At 41.3% G+C, this 17,326-nt stretch carries 17 protein-coding genes; 9 read left to right on the top strand and 8 right to left on the bottom strand.

What is annotated here, in order from left to right; translation table 11 throughout:
• Positions 1–65: 65 nt before the first annotated feature.
• The 5 genes from RMX89_RS12850 to fabI form a co-directional block, all read right to left on the bottom strand.
• The gene (locus RMX89_RS12850) at positions 66–1,451 is read right to left on the bottom strand and encodes a choice-of-anchor Q domain-containing protein (RefSeq protein WP_322685416.1); all 1,386 of its coding nucleotides are present in this window, start codon (positions 1,449–1,451) and stop codon (positions 66–68) included.
• An 829-nt stretch (positions 1,452–2,280) separates the two neighbouring features.
• A complete protein-coding gene (locus tag RMX89_RS12845; RefSeq protein ID WP_322671728.1) occupies positions 2,281–3,750 on the bottom strand; it encodes an SLBB domain-containing protein in 1,470 nt (489 codons plus the stop codon).
• A 498-nt stretch (positions 3,751–4,248) separates the two neighbouring features.
• Entirely contained in the window at positions 4,249–5,232 is a 984-nt protein-coding gene (locus RMX89_RS12840) for an ABC transporter ATP-binding protein (protein ID WP_322689204.1), read from the bottom strand.
• A 497-nt stretch (positions 5,233–5,729) separates the two neighbouring features.
• Complete coding sequence (gene hisB, locus RMX89_RS12835; protein ID WP_322689203.1) at positions 5,730–6,371, bottom strand: imidazoleglycerol-phosphate dehydratase HisB; 642 nt, start codon at positions 6,369–6,371, stop codon at positions 5,730–5,732.
• 81 nt (positions 6,372–6,452) lie between these two features.
• Complete coding sequence (fabI, locus tag RMX89_RS12830; RefSeq protein ID WP_322689202.1) at positions 6,453–7,229, bottom strand: enoyl-ACP reductase FabI; 777 nt, start codon at positions 7,227–7,229, stop codon at positions 6,453–6,455.
• A 379-nt stretch (positions 7,230–7,608) separates the two neighbouring features.
• Between fabI and ntcA the strand changes: the two genes are divergently transcribed.
• The 3 genes from ntcA to RMX89_RS12815 all read left to right on the top strand — a co-directional run bounded on the left by ntcA (position 7,609) and on the right by RMX89_RS12815 (position 10,541).
• The gene (gene ntcA / locus RMX89_RS12825; protein WP_017652326.1) at positions 7,609–8,280 is read left to right on the top strand and encodes a global nitrogen regulator NtcA; all 672 of its coding nucleotides are present in this window, start codon (positions 7,609–7,611) and stop codon (positions 8,278–8,280) included.
• A gap of 168 nt (positions 8,281–8,448) precedes the next feature.
• Positions 8,449–9,939 carry a DUF3084 domain-containing protein gene (locus RMX89_RS12820; RefSeq protein WP_322689201.1) on the top strand — a complete coding sequence of 497 codons (1,491 nt, stop codon included), beginning with the start codon at positions 8,449–8,451 and terminating at the stop codon, positions 9,937–9,939.
• 149 nt (positions 9,940–10,088) lie between these two features.
• Positions 10,089–10,541: a resolvase gene (locus RMX89_RS12815; RefSeq protein WP_322671733.1), complete on the top strand. Its 453-nt coding sequence runs from the start codon at positions 10,089–10,091 to the stop codon at positions 10,539–10,541.
• A gap of 79 nt (positions 10,542–10,620) precedes the next feature.
• On the opposite strand, the gene RMX89_RS12810 is transcribed toward RMX89_RS12815, so the two are convergent.
• Positions 10,621–10,884, bottom strand: a complete 264-nt coding sequence (locus tag RMX89_RS12810; protein WP_069070640.1) for a DUF3146 family protein — start codon at positions 10,882–10,884, stop codon at positions 10,621–10,623.
• 121 nt (positions 10,885–11,005) lie between these two features.
• Between RMX89_RS12810 and RMX89_RS12805 the strand changes: the two genes are divergently transcribed.
• From RMX89_RS12805 to RMX89_RS12780, 6 genes are all read left to right on the top strand, one after another.
• Positions 11,006–11,230 carry a hypothetical protein gene (locus RMX89_RS12805; RefSeq protein WP_322689200.1) on the top strand — a complete coding sequence of 75 codons (225 nt, stop codon included), beginning with the start codon at positions 11,006–11,008 and terminating at the stop codon, positions 11,228–11,230.
• Positions 11,231–11,784: 554 nt separating this feature from the next.
• Positions 11,785–11,985, top strand: a complete 201-nt coding sequence (locus RMX89_RS12800; RefSeq protein WP_104908368.1) for a heavy-metal-associated domain-containing protein — start codon at positions 11,785–11,787, stop codon at positions 11,983–11,985.
• 587 nt (positions 11,986–12,572) lie between these two features.
• Complete coding sequence (locus RMX89_RS12795) at positions 12,573–13,439, top strand: aldo/keto reductase (RefSeq protein WP_322689199.1); 867 nt, start codon at positions 12,573–12,575, stop codon at positions 13,437–13,439.
• A 171-nt stretch (positions 13,440–13,610) separates the two neighbouring features.
• Positions 13,611–14,150 carry a GNAT family N-acetyltransferase gene (locus RMX89_RS12790; protein WP_322689198.1) on the top strand — a complete coding sequence of 180 codons (540 nt, stop codon included), beginning with the start codon at positions 13,611–13,613 and terminating at the stop codon, positions 14,148–14,150.
• A gap of 83 nt (positions 14,151–14,233) precedes the next feature.
• On the top strand, positions 14,234–14,434 hold the full coding sequence (locus RMX89_RS12785; protein WP_322689197.1) for a hypothetical protein: 201 nt from the start codon (positions 14,234–14,236) through the stop codon (positions 14,432–14,434).
• A gap of 110 nt (positions 14,435–14,544) precedes the next feature.
• Positions 14,545–15,036, top strand: coding sequence for a hypothetical protein (locus RMX89_RS12780; protein ID WP_322689243.1), 492 nt, complete (start codon positions 14,545–14,547; stop codon positions 15,034–15,036).
• Between the two features lie 44 nt (positions 15,037–15,080).
• Here RMX89_RS12780 and RMX89_RS12775 read toward each other — a convergent pair whose 3' ends face one another.
• Together RMX89_RS12775 and RMX89_RS12770 are read right to left on the bottom strand one after the other, a co-directional pair.
• Positions 15,081–15,779: a Crp/Fnr family transcriptional regulator gene (locus tag RMX89_RS12775; protein ID WP_322689196.1), complete on the bottom strand. Its 699-nt coding sequence runs from the start codon at positions 15,777–15,779 to the stop codon at positions 15,081–15,083.
• A gap of 2 nt (positions 15,780–15,781) precedes the next feature.
• Positions 15,782–17,185, bottom strand: a complete 1,404-nt coding sequence (locus RMX89_RS12770) for an amidase (protein ID WP_322689195.1) — start codon at positions 17,183–17,185, stop codon at positions 15,782–15,784.
• Positions 17,186–17,326 lie beyond the last annotated feature (141 nt).

Raw genomic sequence — 17,326 nt, 5'->3', positions numbered from 1 at the left:
TTGTAGACAAAAGCTATATATCAATAAAAACTTTATCCTACAACCCAATGCCATACTTTTAACTACTACCGATTTTCGTATGCTCCTCTATCAGGTGCAGAACCGGACACACGAGGATTGCCTAGAAAATCAGTTTTCAAACTACTCCACTTTAAGCCACTATTAATTGCCGGACTTGTTGATTTCAATCTAAAGTCACGAGCCGAGGCATTAACAAACTGTGGATCTGCAATCATATCGTTAGGCCCTGTAATCTTGATTGTCGAATTATTACGATAAACATTGTAGTTATAACTGACGTTGACATTTTTCATATTGCTATTCGCAACATTACCAGGGGAAGGATACATAATGTTATTGAAAATTTTGACATCAGACGAATAACCCGCATAAATTTCGCCTTTTCCCTTTTTTTTAACTTCTGGACTTTGCTGATTCAAATATGCCGTGTTGTTGATAATATCGATATGCTGACTATCATGGGAATGAATACCTGAACCGCCATTATTGTAGGTGAGATTGTTTGCAATTAAAATCCGTCCTCTATATCCTTTTGAAACATCAACAATAATACCATTACCGTCTGAAATCGTTCCGGAACCAATCCAAGGAACGTACATTCGATTATTGTAGCTTCTGTTATTGGTCACAAATATCTTGTATCCCTGCTTGTTGTCAGAACTCCAATTATTAAGCAGGGAAATGCCACTGCAACCATGAACTGTGTACCAAGCGTTATTGAAAACAGTGTTATTATCCACTTTCACATAATCAGCTTGGATTGCTGAGATACCTGCTCCTCCACAATCATGCACTTTGTTGTTTAGAATATTTATATGATGAGAACGGCCTTTGTTTCCTCCATCAATGCTTATGCAATTTCCGCTAGTAAGCTGATTTGATGTGTTATATTTCTGACTTAACGCATAATTACGGGTGATATTAGCATTGTTCCCTATAACCTCCAGCTCGTTAATCTCGATGTATGAAGCTCCATTTGAAATCGAGATACCATTCCACGTATTGTGCTGAATTTTTGGAAAATGCCCAGGATATGCTTTATATTTAATCCATGCATTTGCAGTTCCAGAACGTTTAATACTTAGTACAGCACCGTTTTTGGGCCCATTTTTGTATTGCCCGTTCATAATAAGTACCGTGTCGCCAGGATTAGTCAGGTTTGCTGCCCTTTGAAGTGTTCTAAAAGCGGATGAGGTAGAAAGTCCGCTATTTCTGTCGTTTCCGTTACCACTAACATAGTATGTTGTCCCAGTTGAAATACCACTGATCAACTTGCGGTTAGGTAGTGGTGTTTCCTGAATAGTGGATGGCTGAGGAACATCTTTAAAGAAAGACTCTGTTATTCTCTGCCCTTGAACCAGACCTGTTAATGCCCAGGGAAGTACAAGAGATGCGCTCAAACTGAGAAAACCGAAACCATGAATCATCATAGGGAAAAAATAGGGTATGTTGCAAAAACTCAATCGTTAACGGTTAGTAACTCTAGCCTTAGTTAATAACCCAGTATTGGATACGGTCGTATCACTGCCACTTGTAAGTTTATACACGGTTTTATAGGTTTAAACCTGCGCATTTTCGCGTAAATATGGCTGAACCACCTTTTGAGCTTGTGTTCCAAAAAATTGCAAACATCTGATAAAGTCACTGAATAAAAATATCAGTATCCAGAGTTACCCTATTCATGAACACCAAGCAACCGTACAAATGGCGTCATTTCCAATTCGACATCATTCTACTGTGTATACGCGGTATCTGTGGTTAAAATAGTATATCTGTCATCAATTAGTTGATTTACTTAAATAATTCTTATGATAATAAGAATCACTGAATGACTAAAAATCAGTGATGAACTAGTATTTACGAAATCTGCTTTCTAAAATATTCTCATTATCATAAGAAATCCGAGTACCTACAATAAAGATTTCAAAAGCCTATCAATGCACATTATGAATTTACAGTGAGAGTTTTAAAGTTTACAGTATTTTTTTATAGGTAATATTACTTAAAATTATTATAATGACGGATATATAAAAGTGGTCAGATAGCTTAGAACATTGGCAAATCAGAAGAGAGCGGCTGTCAGAGTATTTATAGCAGACTTGTATTAACAAGTATCACAGCATTTAGAAAACGCAAGTTGGAAGAAGCAATGTCTTGTGAAGCGTTTGTTATGTGTAACTTGCTTTTGATTAAAGGATAGTGCAATTTTAGGGACGAAGAGGGTTGGCTAACGTCCCCAATTTGCATCTATCTTTTAAACTAAAGTCCGAATAAGTTCAAAAGATTAAAGATAACACCTAGAGGTCCAGTTATGGTGTTGACGGTATCGCCAGTCTTAGCTGAACCAGATCGGTTGACTACTACAACGTCATTATTGCGGAGTATGGGATTAGTTTGCTCATTAATCCCAGCCGAGAAATCCACTTTTACTATACGTTTAGTGACAGAACCATTAGGGTTGAGGCGAATTAAATCAACAGCACTACTACTAGCTCTGGCATCATTAAATCCGCCAGCAGCGAGTATAGCTTGATTTAAAGAACTATTTGGTTGAACGTCTGTCAGGCCTGGTTTTTTAACTTCGCCTACCACACCAACCTGAATCCGTGTAGGAGACAAAGTAGTCGTAGCTAATTGAGTCGCTTCTGCGGGGTTAATTTCAGTTGCCGTCGGAATAACAATTGTATCTCCGTCTTGCACAATGATGTCTTGATTGGCATCACCACTCTGTAACAGTTGCCAAAGATTAATATCTATAGATTGTTCTGAGCCAGTTCTTGTAGGTCGGCGTAGCTTGAGATTACGCACATCAGCTTGTGCTGTAATCCCGCCAGCTAATTGAATTACTCGTGTCACATTTGGTAAACCAGTGGGACTGGCAGTGCCACTGTTAGGGGTTGCGCCCACTTGGCTATCTGTATTACCTGGGGTGACAAGATACGAACCAGGACGGTTAACTTCACCAATAATTGTTACTGTGCGGGGTGTGGTTTGACTGGCGGCAAAGTTGGATGCAAATATATTGCGAGATTCTGCGACGTTGAAGTTGGTTGCTGTTGGCACAACTATAGTGTCTCCATCCCGCAAGGTAATATCCTGCGATAACTTGCCTGTTTGAATGAGCTCTTTCAAATTGAGGGTGACAGCTTGCTCTGAAGAACGTCCTATTCTACGCCGTAATTGAACTTGAGTCACATCCGCAGCTAAAGTCACCCCCTGCGCTGTTGTTAATGCGGCTAATACAGTGGGGTATTGTACGCCTGGATTGTTCCCGGCGCCTCCGCTCAAGTTTAGAGTGTAAGCTCCAGGACGTGTCACCTCTCCAGCAACAAAAATATTGATGGGACGAGGAGACAAGAGATTGACTGAGATTAAGGGGCGTTTGAGGAAGCGAGCATATCTTCTAGCTATTTCGTCAGAAGCTTGTTCAGTTGTTAGCCCTAATACCGATACACTGCCAATTAAAGGTAGGTTGATTGCTCCACCGGGGGGAATTTGGTATTCACCTGTATATTCAGGTACTTCAAATACATTTACACGGATGAGATCGCCGCCTCCTAATGAATAATTAGTATCTAATTGTGTTTGTGTAATTGGTGGTTGTGTTGTTGGTGGTAATGGTTGTCCCTGAGCTAGACTGGCAGATGACACAGCGGCATTGACAGCAGTTAACAAAGCCATACCTACAGCTGGCTGAATTAGGAATTTAGACAAACTTTTGTTAAGCATATTTACTTGAGACTCTGAAACTACAATCAATAAAGTACTGTCTAAACATTTTTATTTTGACTATACCTAAGTATTCATGTTCCCCGACACTCTTATTTTCCTAGAAAAGTGTGATTTTCCGGAGGAAATTTGTTTATTGAAGTTAAATTTTTAGTGAAGTTAGGTTAAAGTTAATGTTGCTTGAATAGAGTAATATCAAAAAACATAGGATTTACGCCAATAAACCCAGTTTCTACAATAAATTATCTGTTAGCTAACAATCAAGTAGTCACGAATAAATTTTTATTGTCAGAGTTAATTTGATGACATTTAAAATATGCGATGAGTAGTAAAGGACTACTAAAATTAGGAACGAGTTCATTAAATAAATACAAATAACCTTGAAAAGATGTCGGAATTTTATTTTTTGTGGATTGCGTTGGCAAAGAGAACTCAAAAAGGCAGAATTTTGGGTTTTGTTCTTCAAGCCAGTAGACAATTTACTACTTAGCAACAAGACTAATTCAAGGGGTTGTTTTTTCTTTGGATCTGTTGAATAAAAAATTCTTCTAAGGATTGACGTGACAAGTTAATGGCGATAATTTTACCTTCCATAAGACGAAGACTGGCAAGAAAATCATAGTAACCGTCTTGTAGTGTACCGTGCCAGGAACCATCAGGCTCAAATATGAGAGTGGGTATCCATTTTTTGAGAATTTCCCAGTCACCACCTTGACCTTTTACTTGATATGTGTCATTTATGCCTAAGAGTTCATTGAGCGAACCAGAGCAAATTAGTTCACCTTGAGCGAGGATGGCAATGCGATCGCAAATCTGTTCTACTTCACTAAGAACGTGGCTGTTGAAAAAAATCGTCTTACCAGCAGCTTTGAGCGCCAGAATAATTTCTCGCATTTGGTAGCGTCCCACCGGATCGAGACCAGACATTGGTTCATCTAGAAAAACCAAATCTGGTTCGTTAATTAGCGCCTGTGCCATACCAACACGCTGGAGCATTCCTTTGGAATAGCGCCGCAAAAGCTTTTTACGGGCATCAGCTTGGGATAAACCGACTAATTCCAATAGTTGGGGAATGCGCTGGCGTTGGACACTTTGGGGAATTTGGAATAACCCAGCAGCAAGCTGTAAAAACTCCCAACCAGTGAGATAGTCATACAAATAGGGATTTTCTGGCAGATAGCCAATATGTTGCTTAACACTGCGATCGCCTATTGGCTTATCCAATAATAATCCCCGTCCAGAGGTAGGATGAATAATTCCCAGCAATAATTTTAAAAGGGTGGTTTTACCAGCGCCATTAGGCCCCAACAGCCCAAAGGTTTCGCCTTTGTAAACCGTTAAAGAACAGTTTTTGAGAGATACGACTTTTTGATTTAGCCAAAAACCAGTGCGATAGGCTTTTCGCAACTCAGAAGTTAGGACTACTGGCGGAGTGTCTGTCGTATTAAGTTGAGAATTAGGGTCATCTGCAACAGACTTCATCTCGGTTAAATCACTATTTATCAGCTTGGTATTAATTAAAAATTACCCAGTAGGCTGATAATAACCATCACAAACGAGTGTGTCAATTAGCTCAAACTGGTGAGTGGGGATTGGGAAGACAAGGGTAGATTTTTCCCAATGCCGAATACAACTCTTGAAGAGGCTGCGCCCGAAGCGTAGCTATGCCGCAGGCTTTACGACTACGCGGTAGTTGAGCACAGTCGAAACTCAGTACAAGTGCCCAATGCCCAATGCCGAATGGCACGCTTGTTAACGGCAAACCTATTATTCGTAAGGCTTTTGGGTGTGGGGTGTGGGGTGTGGGGTGTAGTGAGCAAGAAGTTCATTGATGTTCGCACGAGGATTGTACTTTTCTTACTTTTTCCCTACACCCTACACCCTACCCCCAACACCCAGCCCTAGCAGGGGTTTTATCTTTTCTTAGTGCCATTCGCCCAATGCTCAATGCCTAATCCCAATATTCAATTTGACTCGTGTCATAGAACTCCCTTAGAACTGGGAATAAAGCCAGCACGTCGGGGGTCAATTTCTACCGCCTGCCGTGTTGCTCTTGCAAAGGCTTTAAATGTCGCTTCAATAATGTGATGGGAATTAATACCATCCAGTTGCCGAATGTGCAGTGTCATTTGGCTATGGTTCACCAAAGCCACAAAAAATTCTCGCACCAGTTGGGTGTCATATGTTCCTACCCTCTGAGTAGGAATTTGCAAGCCGTAGCTGAGGTGAGGCCGTCCAGAAAAGTCTAGCGCTACCTGAACTAAGGCTTCATCCAGTGGTGCAAGAAAATTACCAAAGCGGACAATGCCTTTTCTGTCGCCTAGTGCTTGGTTGAAAGCTTGCCCTAAAGTAATGCCTACATCTTCGTTGGTGTGATGGTCATCAATTTCCCAGTCTCCCTTGGCTTGGACATCTATATCAATCAGCCCGTGGGAGGCAATTTGATGCAACATATGATCCAAAAAGGGAATACCTGTTGCTGCTGTACAAGTTCCTCTACCATCCAGGTTGATGGTGACTTGCACATTAGTTTCACCAGTGGTGCGGTGAACAGTGGCAATGCGAGGGGTTTGGGTTGAGCGATCGTAGTTTGAATTAACTTGGCGATTGGTTGTTTGCATGGGGAGTGAAAAGAGTTAGGAGTTAGAAGTTAGGAGTTAAAAATTCATAACTCATAACTCCTAACTCCTAACTTTATCGCGTCACATTCCCATAATTTCATATCCTGCATCTACATATAGAATTTGTCCGGTAATCCCACTGGACAAATCACTACACAAGAAAGCCGCAGCGTTGCCTACTTCTAGCTGAGTGACGGTGCGTCGTAGGGGAGCTACTTCTTCTACATGATGAATCATATCCAAAATTCCACCCACTGCTGAAGATGCCAATGTACGGATGGGGCCTGCGGAGATGGCATTCACGCGGATATTTTGCGGCCCTAGTTCAGCAGCCAGGTAACGCACACTCATTTCTAAACCCGCTTTAGCAATTCCCATAACGTTGTAGTTGGGGATTGCCCTAACACCACCTAAATATGTCAGGGTGACGATACTACCTCCCTCTGTCATCAAAGGTTTCGCTGCACCACTTAATTGCACTAGTGAGTAAGTACTAATTTCTAAGGCGGTGTTGAAGCCAGAACGAGAGGTTTGGCTAAAATCTCCAGTTAAATCGTCTTTGCTGGCAAAAGCCAGACAATGGATGAGGATATCTAGCTTTCCCCACTGTTCGCCAATTGTCTCAAAGGTAGATTTAATTTGGTCTTCATCTTGGACATTACAGGGAAGAAATAAGCTGGGGTTAAGAGGTTCTACCAACTCCGCGACTTTTTTCTCCATCTTGCCGCGTTCATCCGGCAGGTAAGTAATACCCAGGTTTGCTCCAGCTTTGTGCAGTTGTTGGGCGATGCCCCAAGCGATCGAGCGGTTATTGGCAATACCTGTAACAAGGGCATTTTTTCCAGTCAGATTTAGCATATAAATTGTTAATGCGATCGATCATTAGGAGCATACTAGAATCTGAGGCACGTTTTGTCTTTGTTTTATACAGGCTTGACAAAAATGAATATTGCTAAGGGTGTTTGCTGTGACAAAAACCTTGATTTTTTATAAAGATATTCTCAAGATATCTTTATTTGTTCTTCAAAAAACCTTTTGAATATAGCTATTGGAAGTACTTATCAACAATTAGTAGCTGAAAGGATCAACAATTATGTATCATTATAAACAAAGAGTTATGAAGAGATTAGTTGGAGTATAGGAAAGTACAGAAAGGTTGACGGTGCTTTATTCATTTTTCGGGTGTATTCTTAGGTAATCAGTTTTTGTTTTTCCGGCATTGGGTAGGGGAAGGGAGATGATCGTGACACAAGATAAAGCCCTAGCAAATGTTTTTCGTCAGATGGCGACCGGGGCGTTTCCGCCAGTTGTGGAAACGTTTGAACGCAATAAAACGATCTTTTTTCCTGGCGATCCTGCCGAACGAGTTTATTTTCTTTTGAAAGGTGCTGTTAAACTTTCCAGGGTGTACGAGGCAGGAGAGGAAATAACGGTAGCGTTGCTGCGGGAAAATAGTGTTTTTGGTGTATTGTCATTGCTGACAGGAAATAAGTCGGATCGGTTTTACCATGCGGTTGCATTTACGCCTGCGGAATTACTGTCAGCACCAATTGAACAAGTGGAACAAGCACTCAAGGAAAATCCAGAATTATCAATGTTAATGCTGCGAGGTCTGTCTTCGCGCATTTTACAAACAGAGATGATGATTGAAACTCTTGCTCACCGAGATATGGGTTCTAGGTTGGTGAGTTTTTTGTTAATTCTTTGTCGGGATTTTGGCGTTCCTTGTGCAGATGGGATCACAATTGATTTGAAATTATCTCATCAAGCGATCGCAGAGGCAATTGGTTCAACTCGTGTTACCGTTACTAGGCTACTGGGAGATTTGCGTGAGAAAAAAATGATTTCTATCCACAAAAAGAAGATTACTGTGCATAAACCTGTTACCTTAAGTAGACAGTTCACATAAAAACAATTGGAGAAAGGGGAATCGGCGCGTGTTCTATTTTGAAAAATGACACTAATAGCTAGAGGTAAATCTAAAATTGAATAATTTCAGCTATTGCCAATTTCCACTTCTTTCCAGACAATGCTTAAAAGTAGTAGGCTGTATCAGGAAGGATTTCGGTAGCTAAAGATGACCACCGGATACATCCTCATCGCAGCAATTTTGATTCTGGGAGGCGTAATTGCCACCGTGGGCGATCGCATCGGCACACGAGTTGGCAAAGCCCGCCTCTCACTTTTTAAGCTTCGTCCAAAAAACACCGCCGTACTAGTAACAATTTTTACTGGTGGTTTGATTTCAGCATCCACTTTAGGGATTTTATTCGCTGCCGACGAAGGTTTGCGAAAAGGAGTCTTTGAGTTAGAAGATATTCAAACAGACCTCAGACAGAAGCGAGAACAGCTAAAAACCGCAGAAACGCAGAAAAGTCAGGTAGAAAGCGAGCTAAACCAAGCAAGAATTGCTCAAGCAAAGGCACAACAAGACTTGCAGGCAATTAATCAATCCTTGCAGGCGGCAAATGCTAAACAGAGGGAAACGCAAGCCCAGCTGAACCGTACCATTAGTCAACAAGCTCAAACTCAAACTCAACTCCAACGCACTCAAGGCCAGCTAGGACAAGTTGTAACTCAGTACCAAAAAGCCATAGCTGAGTTGCAAAGCGTTTCCAATCAGAGAAAACAGCTACAGGCGGCAGTTGAACTCTTGAAGACAGAACGTCAAAGACTATATGCAGAAGCGAAAACAGCCATTGACGAAGCCAAAACAGCAATTGAAAAACGCGATCGCGAACTTGCTAACCGTCAAGAAGCCATAGAAGCGCGCGATCAAAAAATTGCTCAACTGGATCAACTGATTCAAAAGCGTAACGTAGAAGTTGCAGCACGAGAGCAAGTGATTGCCAAACGGGAATCGCGCCTCAAAGAATTGGAAGCACAACAGGAGGAACTAGAACAGGAAGTTGCCAGACTGGAAAAATATTATCAGTCCTACCGCGACCTGCGTTTGGGTAAGCTGGCTTTAGTTCGCGGTCAAGTTCTGTCTGCTGCTGTAATTCGTGTTACTCAACCTGCCGCTGCTCGTCAGGCAGTGGTACAACTTTTACAAGAAGCCAATCGCAACGCCAACCTCGAATTAAGCGAACCTGGTGCAAATTCGGCAAACTTAGAGCTGTTGCGCGTGACCCAGGATCGGGTCGATCAATTAAGCAAGCAAATTGGCGATGGTAAAGAATACGTCGTGCGAATTTTTTCTGCTGGTAATTACGTCAGGGGAGAAAAGCAGATAGAATTTTTTGCGGATACAGCCCAGAATCAACTGGTTTTTTCGGGAGGCACGGTGTTAGCCACGACTACTGCTGATTCCCAAACCATGACATCTTATCAGTTACAGCAGCGGCTAGAAATACTGATTTCTGCTTCCCAATTTCGTGCCCGTAATGCCGGAATTGTCGAAAATGTGCAAGTAGAGGGGACTTTTCTGCGCTTTGTCAGCCAATTAAGACAGTATAATCAACTTTTGGAGATCAAAGCGATCGCAGCAGAGGATACTTATACAGCCGGGCCATTGAGAGTAAAATTGGTGGCAATAGTTAACGGAAAAATTATTTTTAGTACTTAAAAAATTATTTGCACACTGTTATTAGTAAGATTTAAACATATTGAACAGCAGCCAAAATAGTTGCTGTAGCTGCATTTTTATTTAGCAGACACTACGCGTAGCAAGATCCCTGTAAGGGTACATTTGTAATTTTTTATTTTTAATTTATTATGAATTTCCGTGAATTTTCACCAACGCAACCAGTCATCTTGGGGTTTGATCCAGGTCGAGATAAGTGTGGTTTAGGGGTGATGGGACTGGATCGGCAACTGTATTATCATCAAGTCGTGTTAGCAAAAGAGGCGATCGCTAGCATTGAGACACTGCGCCAAAGGTTTCCGATCTCTTTGATGGTCATGGGCGACCAAACTACAGCCAAACAGTGGAGACAGAGATTATATCAAGAATTGACAGAACCGTTGAGTATTATTTTAGTAGATGAGCGCTACACAACCTTAGAAGCACGCGATCGCTATTGGCAAATGTTCCCGCCCAAAGGGCTAATCAAGCTATTGCCACAGGGTCTACGACAGCCTCCAAGACCCATAGATGACATTGTTGCCATCCTTTTAATCGAAAGATACTTAAATCGCCTCACTGAATCAGCAACCAGCCAATTTTAGATTTTAGACTTTGGCGTGAGCGCTCAGTCGAACACTTTTTTCTTCAATCCAGAATCCAAAATTGAATAACTCCAAACTTTTAAAGTTCCGCCCGAATCGTAAAAGCATAGTCTCCTCCAGGCTCTAGCTGGTAATCTTGTTGCTCTAAGAATCGACCCAGAGGTTCTTTGATTAAGGCGCGACCTTGGGAAGGCTTGACGGCAAGTTCTCCCCGACGAAAATGCCACTGGAAATGCCACTCAAACTCACCCGCACTCACTTCACCTTCAAGGAAGCCGTGTTGCCAGGATTGGCGGGTAATTCTGACATGGGCAATGGTTTCTGGCAGACGTTTTGCACTCACAATGCTTTATGTCAAGTGTGGAATAACAGCCGATGATCTAGGCTACTTATTTTATTTACCAAACATATCTCAATTAGACAAACTGACAAAGTGGGTATTTGTAGTTAACTAGGTTGTGTTTATGAGTAAGATGACTTCAGCATCCTGGAGTTGCGCCACCGATAGCGTAAGCAAACTAGGCGTAGCCTCTCCTAGAGAAGCGTTAGCGAGTTTTACTTCGAGGGTCATAGTTCGTCATAGAGATTGGAAAATAAGTCAAACGAGAAATGCTAATTTTTTCGTTGCTTCTAGCGATCGCATTTCAACTACTGGTACATTTCAGGAATCGTTCCCACTCGCAATGTGAAGCAGTCTCTAGCGTAAATACCCAAACTAAGCAGTGTCTAACACTCGTATCATAATTATGTCGCTGAAAGTCTTTGTTGGGAACCCACAATATATTTATGCCGCAAGATAGCTGTTTTTTGAATCTATATGTACTTCAAATGTTGGGCAAAAGTATCTGAAGCATACAATAAATTAAAAACTACAGATAAAAAGATTTTGTGAATTACGCATAGACTCTTATACGATTGGGTAGTCTTACTAAAATAACTATCTCTAACACCAATGCCTAAAAAAGTAGGGAGAATGTCTTGTGGAGTCCTCATCACAAACTTAAAAAGGCTTTTTAAAAGTTAGTGGTTTCTAAGTGGATTTTCATAAATAACTTTATATATTTTAGCATTTCATTTAGTTTGACTGCTTCAATAGTTTGTCAAAAACGATTTAGGTAGAACTATTAGTTATTACTATTTATATGATGCTCAATTCCCTAACTCAAGTAAGATGTGCCCTCACTCTCAAAATCGATATTATATTTATTAAATGTAAATTTCAGTTTACGTAATGAGGTAAGTAATGGCAATTAAATTGAAAGTTCCGGATATTAAAGGTGATGAGTGCGCTAAGAAAATAACTAAATCTATTCTGACTATGGAATCTGATGCCAAAGTAGATGTGAACGTTGATACTAAAACCGTAACTGTAGATGCTGCGGCTTCTGAAGAGTCAATTAAACAGATGGTTCAATCTGCTGGTTATACTATAGAGGGCTATTAATTAAATTTCTAAATTTCCTAATAAATTTAGAGGAAATAATTTAGCCAGCACAATTACTTAACGATATTTACGTCCGTTTGACGGGCGTAAATGTTAATATATTACTTTACTCGAACGCAACTATTCCTACTCTGATAGCATGGCAAACGGCTATAAATATTGGTAAGTATCAATAATAATTAATTTCACTAAGAGGATGTTTGAAAAGTCATGATTGATGTATTAAATATTTTTTACCCCACCCTAACCCTCCCCTTGTAAAGGGGAGGGAACTGGATTTTTGGTTTCCCCCAATGTATCGGGGGGATTAAGGGGGGTAATTTTAATCACAGCCAACCACTTTTCAAACAACCTCTAAGACCCAATCAAAGATGACTTTTAGAAAATGAAATTAAAAATTTCATGTCAATCATCTTTATTAAGTATAAGTTAGAGTAAATCGTCGTTTATCTGTCAAATAATGTGGTATGTCACACATAGCAGAAAGAAGAATTACATTCACTTATCCTCAAGTCTAAGTACTAGGGAGGATTTCTGATGAATAACTAACTGATAGATAATTGGGGCAGAAAGCTATAGCTAAAAGCATGGAAACCAAACAGCTAGGAAAAACTGGTATCTTTGTAAGTGCGATTGGTTTGGGTGGTATGCCGATGTCAATTGCTAATCATCCTCCTGAATCGGAATCAATCCAAGTTATCCATCGGGCTTTGGATTTGGGTATTACATTTATTGACACAGCCGATTCTTACTGCAAAGATGAGTCAGATAAGCACCACAATGAGCAGCTAATTCACAAAGCACTTAGTAGTTACAAAGGCGATGTTAGCCAAGTGATTGTAGCAACTAAGGGCGGGTTGATGCGTCCCAATGGCAACTGGACAAGCAACGGCAACCCAGAACATTTGCGCCAAACAATTCGAGCCAGTTTTGAGGCTTTGGGCAGTGCTAAACCCATCGATGTTTGGCAATACCATTCTCCCGATCCTAATTACACCATTGAAGAATCTCTTACGCCAGTTAAAGAAGCAGTAGAGGCTGGTTTGATTCGGTTTGTAGGAGTTTCTAACTTTTCCGTTGAACAAATTAAGCGGGCGCGGGATATCGTCGATATTGTTTCGGTGCAAAATCAATACAGCCCTTGGCAGCGACAGCCAGAAAATGACGGCGTATTAGAATATTGCGAACAGCAGGGATTGACCTTTTTACCTTGGAGTCCCTTTGGTGGTAGGCGTCGCCATCAGGATTTGCAAGATATTTCTGCGCTCGCTAAATTAGCTAAAGAAAAAAGCGTGTCGGTGTATAATATCGTTCTAGCGTGGTTGCGTTCCAAATCGGCCGTTATTTTGCCTATTCCTGGTGCTAGCAAGGTTTCCAGCATTGAAGACTCAACGCGTGCTATCAACGTGAAATTATCTGACGAAGAAGTGCAAAAAATCGATCGGGCAACTTAATTATTTGGCGTTGCTAATTCAATGTATAAATCTGGATGTAAAGACGTTGCCATGTAAGGTTTTTACAAAAATTTTGAAATTGCTCAAAATCATTTTTATACCTGAATTCAGCAACGCCAATTCTTCCACTGGCTAACATAAATATGGTAGAACTTGCCTATAAAAAAAGACATGATATTAGAAACACACCGCTTGCTAATGCGTGACTTTGTAGAGACAGATTGGCAGGCGGTTTTTGCCTATCAATCCGATCCTTTGTACTTGCGTTATAACTACTGGACACAACGCACACAGAACGATGTTTGCGAGTTTATCCAGATGTTTATCAATCAGCAAAAAGAGCAACCTCGGACTAAGTTTCAGTTAGCTGTTGTCCTCAAAGAAGAAAATCGGCTGATTGGCAATTGTGGTATCCGTGTAAACGATCCAGAAATGCGGGAAGCAAATATCGGCTATGAACTAAATACTCAATATTGGGGACAAGGTTATGCAACGGAAGCAGCACAGGCAATTTTAAAGTTCGGCTTTGAAGAATTGAGAATGCATCGTATCTGGTCTTGGTGTGTTTCAGAGAACATTGCTTCTGTAAAGGTATTAGAAAAAATTCGTATGCGTCGTGAAGGTTATCTGCGGGAAAAAGAGTTAATCAAAGGCAGATGGTACGACAACTTTCTTTACGCGATCCTTGAGCATGAGTGGCAAGCAAACTAATATTGCTTCTATGAGCTACCTCAGAGACAATATCATAAATTACTGAGAAATTAAGGATAAGACAAGTTCAGAGGGTCGCACAGATGACCAATACTATCCTTAATTTACAAACAGCTACGGAACACGAAGTATTAGCAGTAGTGGGTAAAAAGTATCTGCGTTCTGGTAGACGAATAACTACAGATAAATTATCTCAGTGGGCCAACTTTCAGCCTGGAGGATTATCAGTCTTTCTTTTACAGTTCATAATCCCAAAATACTATAAATTGATGTTTTTGTCTTGATATCTATTAATGTACTTGATACTTGAAAAAATCAAGAAACCTTAACATTTTTGTTTACCCTTTCTCAGAAATTCGCAGATAAAAATTAGTTAATTATGGAGTTGAAACAAATGCGATCGCTACTTTTAACTTTTGCTCAAAATTTAAATTTATCTGAAACTCAGTTGGAAGAAATACTCTCACAACCTTTAACTGAAGTTCTCAATTTACCTGAATTGCAACAAGCATTAAACAGCTTAGATACCAATTTGCTTAAAAAAACCTTGCCCACAGCAGGAGGGGTTTTAGCTAAGGAATTACCACCTTTTTATAACTGGCTAAAAAATGAGTTGGGAGTCAAGCGGGTTCCTGATAGTCCCGATCACACAACAACATGGGTAATTGGTTTTCTCCATAATCAAGAAAGTCTAACTCATTTGGTTGAGTTGCACCGTCCAGTACCTCGTCCGGCTTTAGAAGCTTCTATTCCCCGCTTGATAGGTATGTTTGAAGATGTTGAAGACGCGCAAGTTAGGCAGGAATGGCAAAAAGCGATCGCAGCTTTATGTCTAGTTTTAGTTGTGGCTGCACGCGAACAAGATAGAGCAGCTGTAGCAGTCTGAATTGCTGTCTCCCGCGTGTAGTGGCGTGCAGATGTGCGCCACTACTAATCTATATCTCCAGATGCGATCGCATCCAATTTTTCAACATCAAGGATCGTAATCGTCCCACCCCGACGATAAGCAATTACTGACTTGAGACTTTTAATTAATCGCACGCATTCTTCGTAAGTAATGCCGCTACTTCGAGCCATCCGATAATAAGATAATTTAACTTTTAAACACTCGCCTTGTGGACTAGATTCAGTTCCAGATTCAGCAGCAAAATATTGAATTAATCTCGCAAGGCGAACAATCGCTCTTTCAGAAACTAATCCGTGGACTGTTTGATGTAATTGCTGAATCCGACTGTTAAAAACCATCAGCATTCGTAAGGCGATTTCAGAATTTTCGCCAATAGCTTTTAATAAAGCATCTCGCTCTACAGTGAGGATTTCACAATCAGATTCAGCAGTGACAGTTGCCGGAGAAATTCCATTTCCCAACAAAGCAGGAGCCGCAAAAATTTCTCCAGCAGCTAACGCACGGAGAATTGTTTCTTTCCCCGTTGTTGCTGTTTTAGTAACTTGAATCGATCCATTGACAACAGCGTAGAGTTTTGCTGGTAAACGATCGCCTTCATGGAGAATAATCTCTCCTTTGCGATAGCCTTGTACCTGAGTGTAAGCTTGTAAACCGATCTTCTCTGCCGTTTTTAAACCCGCAAACACGATAATTTGTGAAAGTTGTTCCAGGGACGCTTGCATGATTAGCCTGATATTGCCCAGGCTGGACGATGATGAATCCAAGGATTAGCCGCTTCTAATTGTGCTGCTAGGCTGATGATTGTGGCTTCAGCGGCAGGTTTACCAATTAGCTGTACACTGATGGGTAAACCTTGATTATCAAAGCTGACAGGAATGGCGATCGCAGGTTGTCCAGTTGCATTCGCAGGCGGACAAGGAGCAACCCACTCAATAATATTTTGGAATGTTTCTTCTGGACTGAGCGAAGCCCATTCCCCAACGCGGATAGGTGAATGTAGATAAACTGGCAATACCAGCACATCCACGGTATCGAAAAACGCCACAATTTGACGTGCTACTATCTGCATTTGAGAAACTGCTTGCAGGTATTCTCCAACGGAACCTGTACGTGCAAATAGCCAGCGATTTAATGGCTGCAAAGCTTCAGCAGGAAGTCCCGATGCGGCTACCCCAGCTTGCCAAACGATTTGAAATGGTTCAACTAAACTACTAAAATCTGGGGATTTTTGTTCAACGTGGTGGCCGAGTTGTTCTAACAACTGGACTGTTTCGCGGACACCTTGCTGACAGTTAACGTCAGCTTCTCCCAAAGGAGAAATGCTAGTGTCAAAGGCAATTCGCAAAGCACCGAGTTTTGTCTGAGTAGCGGCGAGAAATGATAGTTCGGGATCTGGCAACCAGTAAGGATCGCCTGTCATGTAACCAGATATGCCATCCAAAAGGGCAGCAGCATCAGCAACAGTGCGGGCGATCGGCCCGTTGACGGCAATTCCAGCGAGGCGTTCGCCTACGGGTGCTTTACTCACTCTGCCTCTGGATGGTTTAAGTCCCACTAAACCACAACAAGCCGCAGGCCCGCGAATTGAACCACCGCCATCAGAACCTTGAGCGATCGCACACAGTCCCGCCGCTACCGCCGCCGCCGCGCCACCACTGGAACCGCCAGGGGTGTATTCTAAATTCCACGGATTTCTCGCTGGGGGAAAACCCATAGGTTCACTGTAGGGAAAAGAACCTAATTCGGAAGTGGCTGTTTTACCAAGAATAGTAAATCCAGCTTGCTTAATCCGCGTTACAACCCCATCATCATAGTTAGGGATATTGTTCAGTAATGCCGGATTTCCATAAGTACAGGTAACACCTGCTACAGCATTGAGGTCTTTAATAGAAATCGGCACGCCAAAAAATGGCGGTAGTTCTGAGGTAGTTGTTAATAATTCTGTTTTGGCTTTGGCATCTGCGATCGCTAACTCTGCCGTCACCGTAAAATAACTTCCTAATTGGGGATTTAATTGCCCAATCCTTTCTAAATATATTTCTACCAACTCTAGCGGTGATATTTCCCGGCGACGAATTAATTGCGCCAACTCTAGTGCTGGGGTAAATGCTAAATCAACTTCATTCATAGGTTAGTGAATGGGTAATTTTGTCTTTCTCTGGGATTTTTAAACTGAAATTGTTACTTTAGCAGGATTTCCGGGAACTATAAATTTTATAGCTCCTAAGATTTGTGACTTGTTTAGGATGCTCAGATGCAATAAACGTGG

Source organism: Nostoc sp. DedSLP04, from assembly GCF_034530775.1.
Taxonomy (GTDB): Bacteria; Cyanobacteriota; Cyanobacteriia; order Cyanobacteriales; family Nostocaceae; genus Nostoc.
Note: the sequence above shows the minus strand (reverse complement) of the source record. Positions and strands in the feature narration are given on the sequence as shown.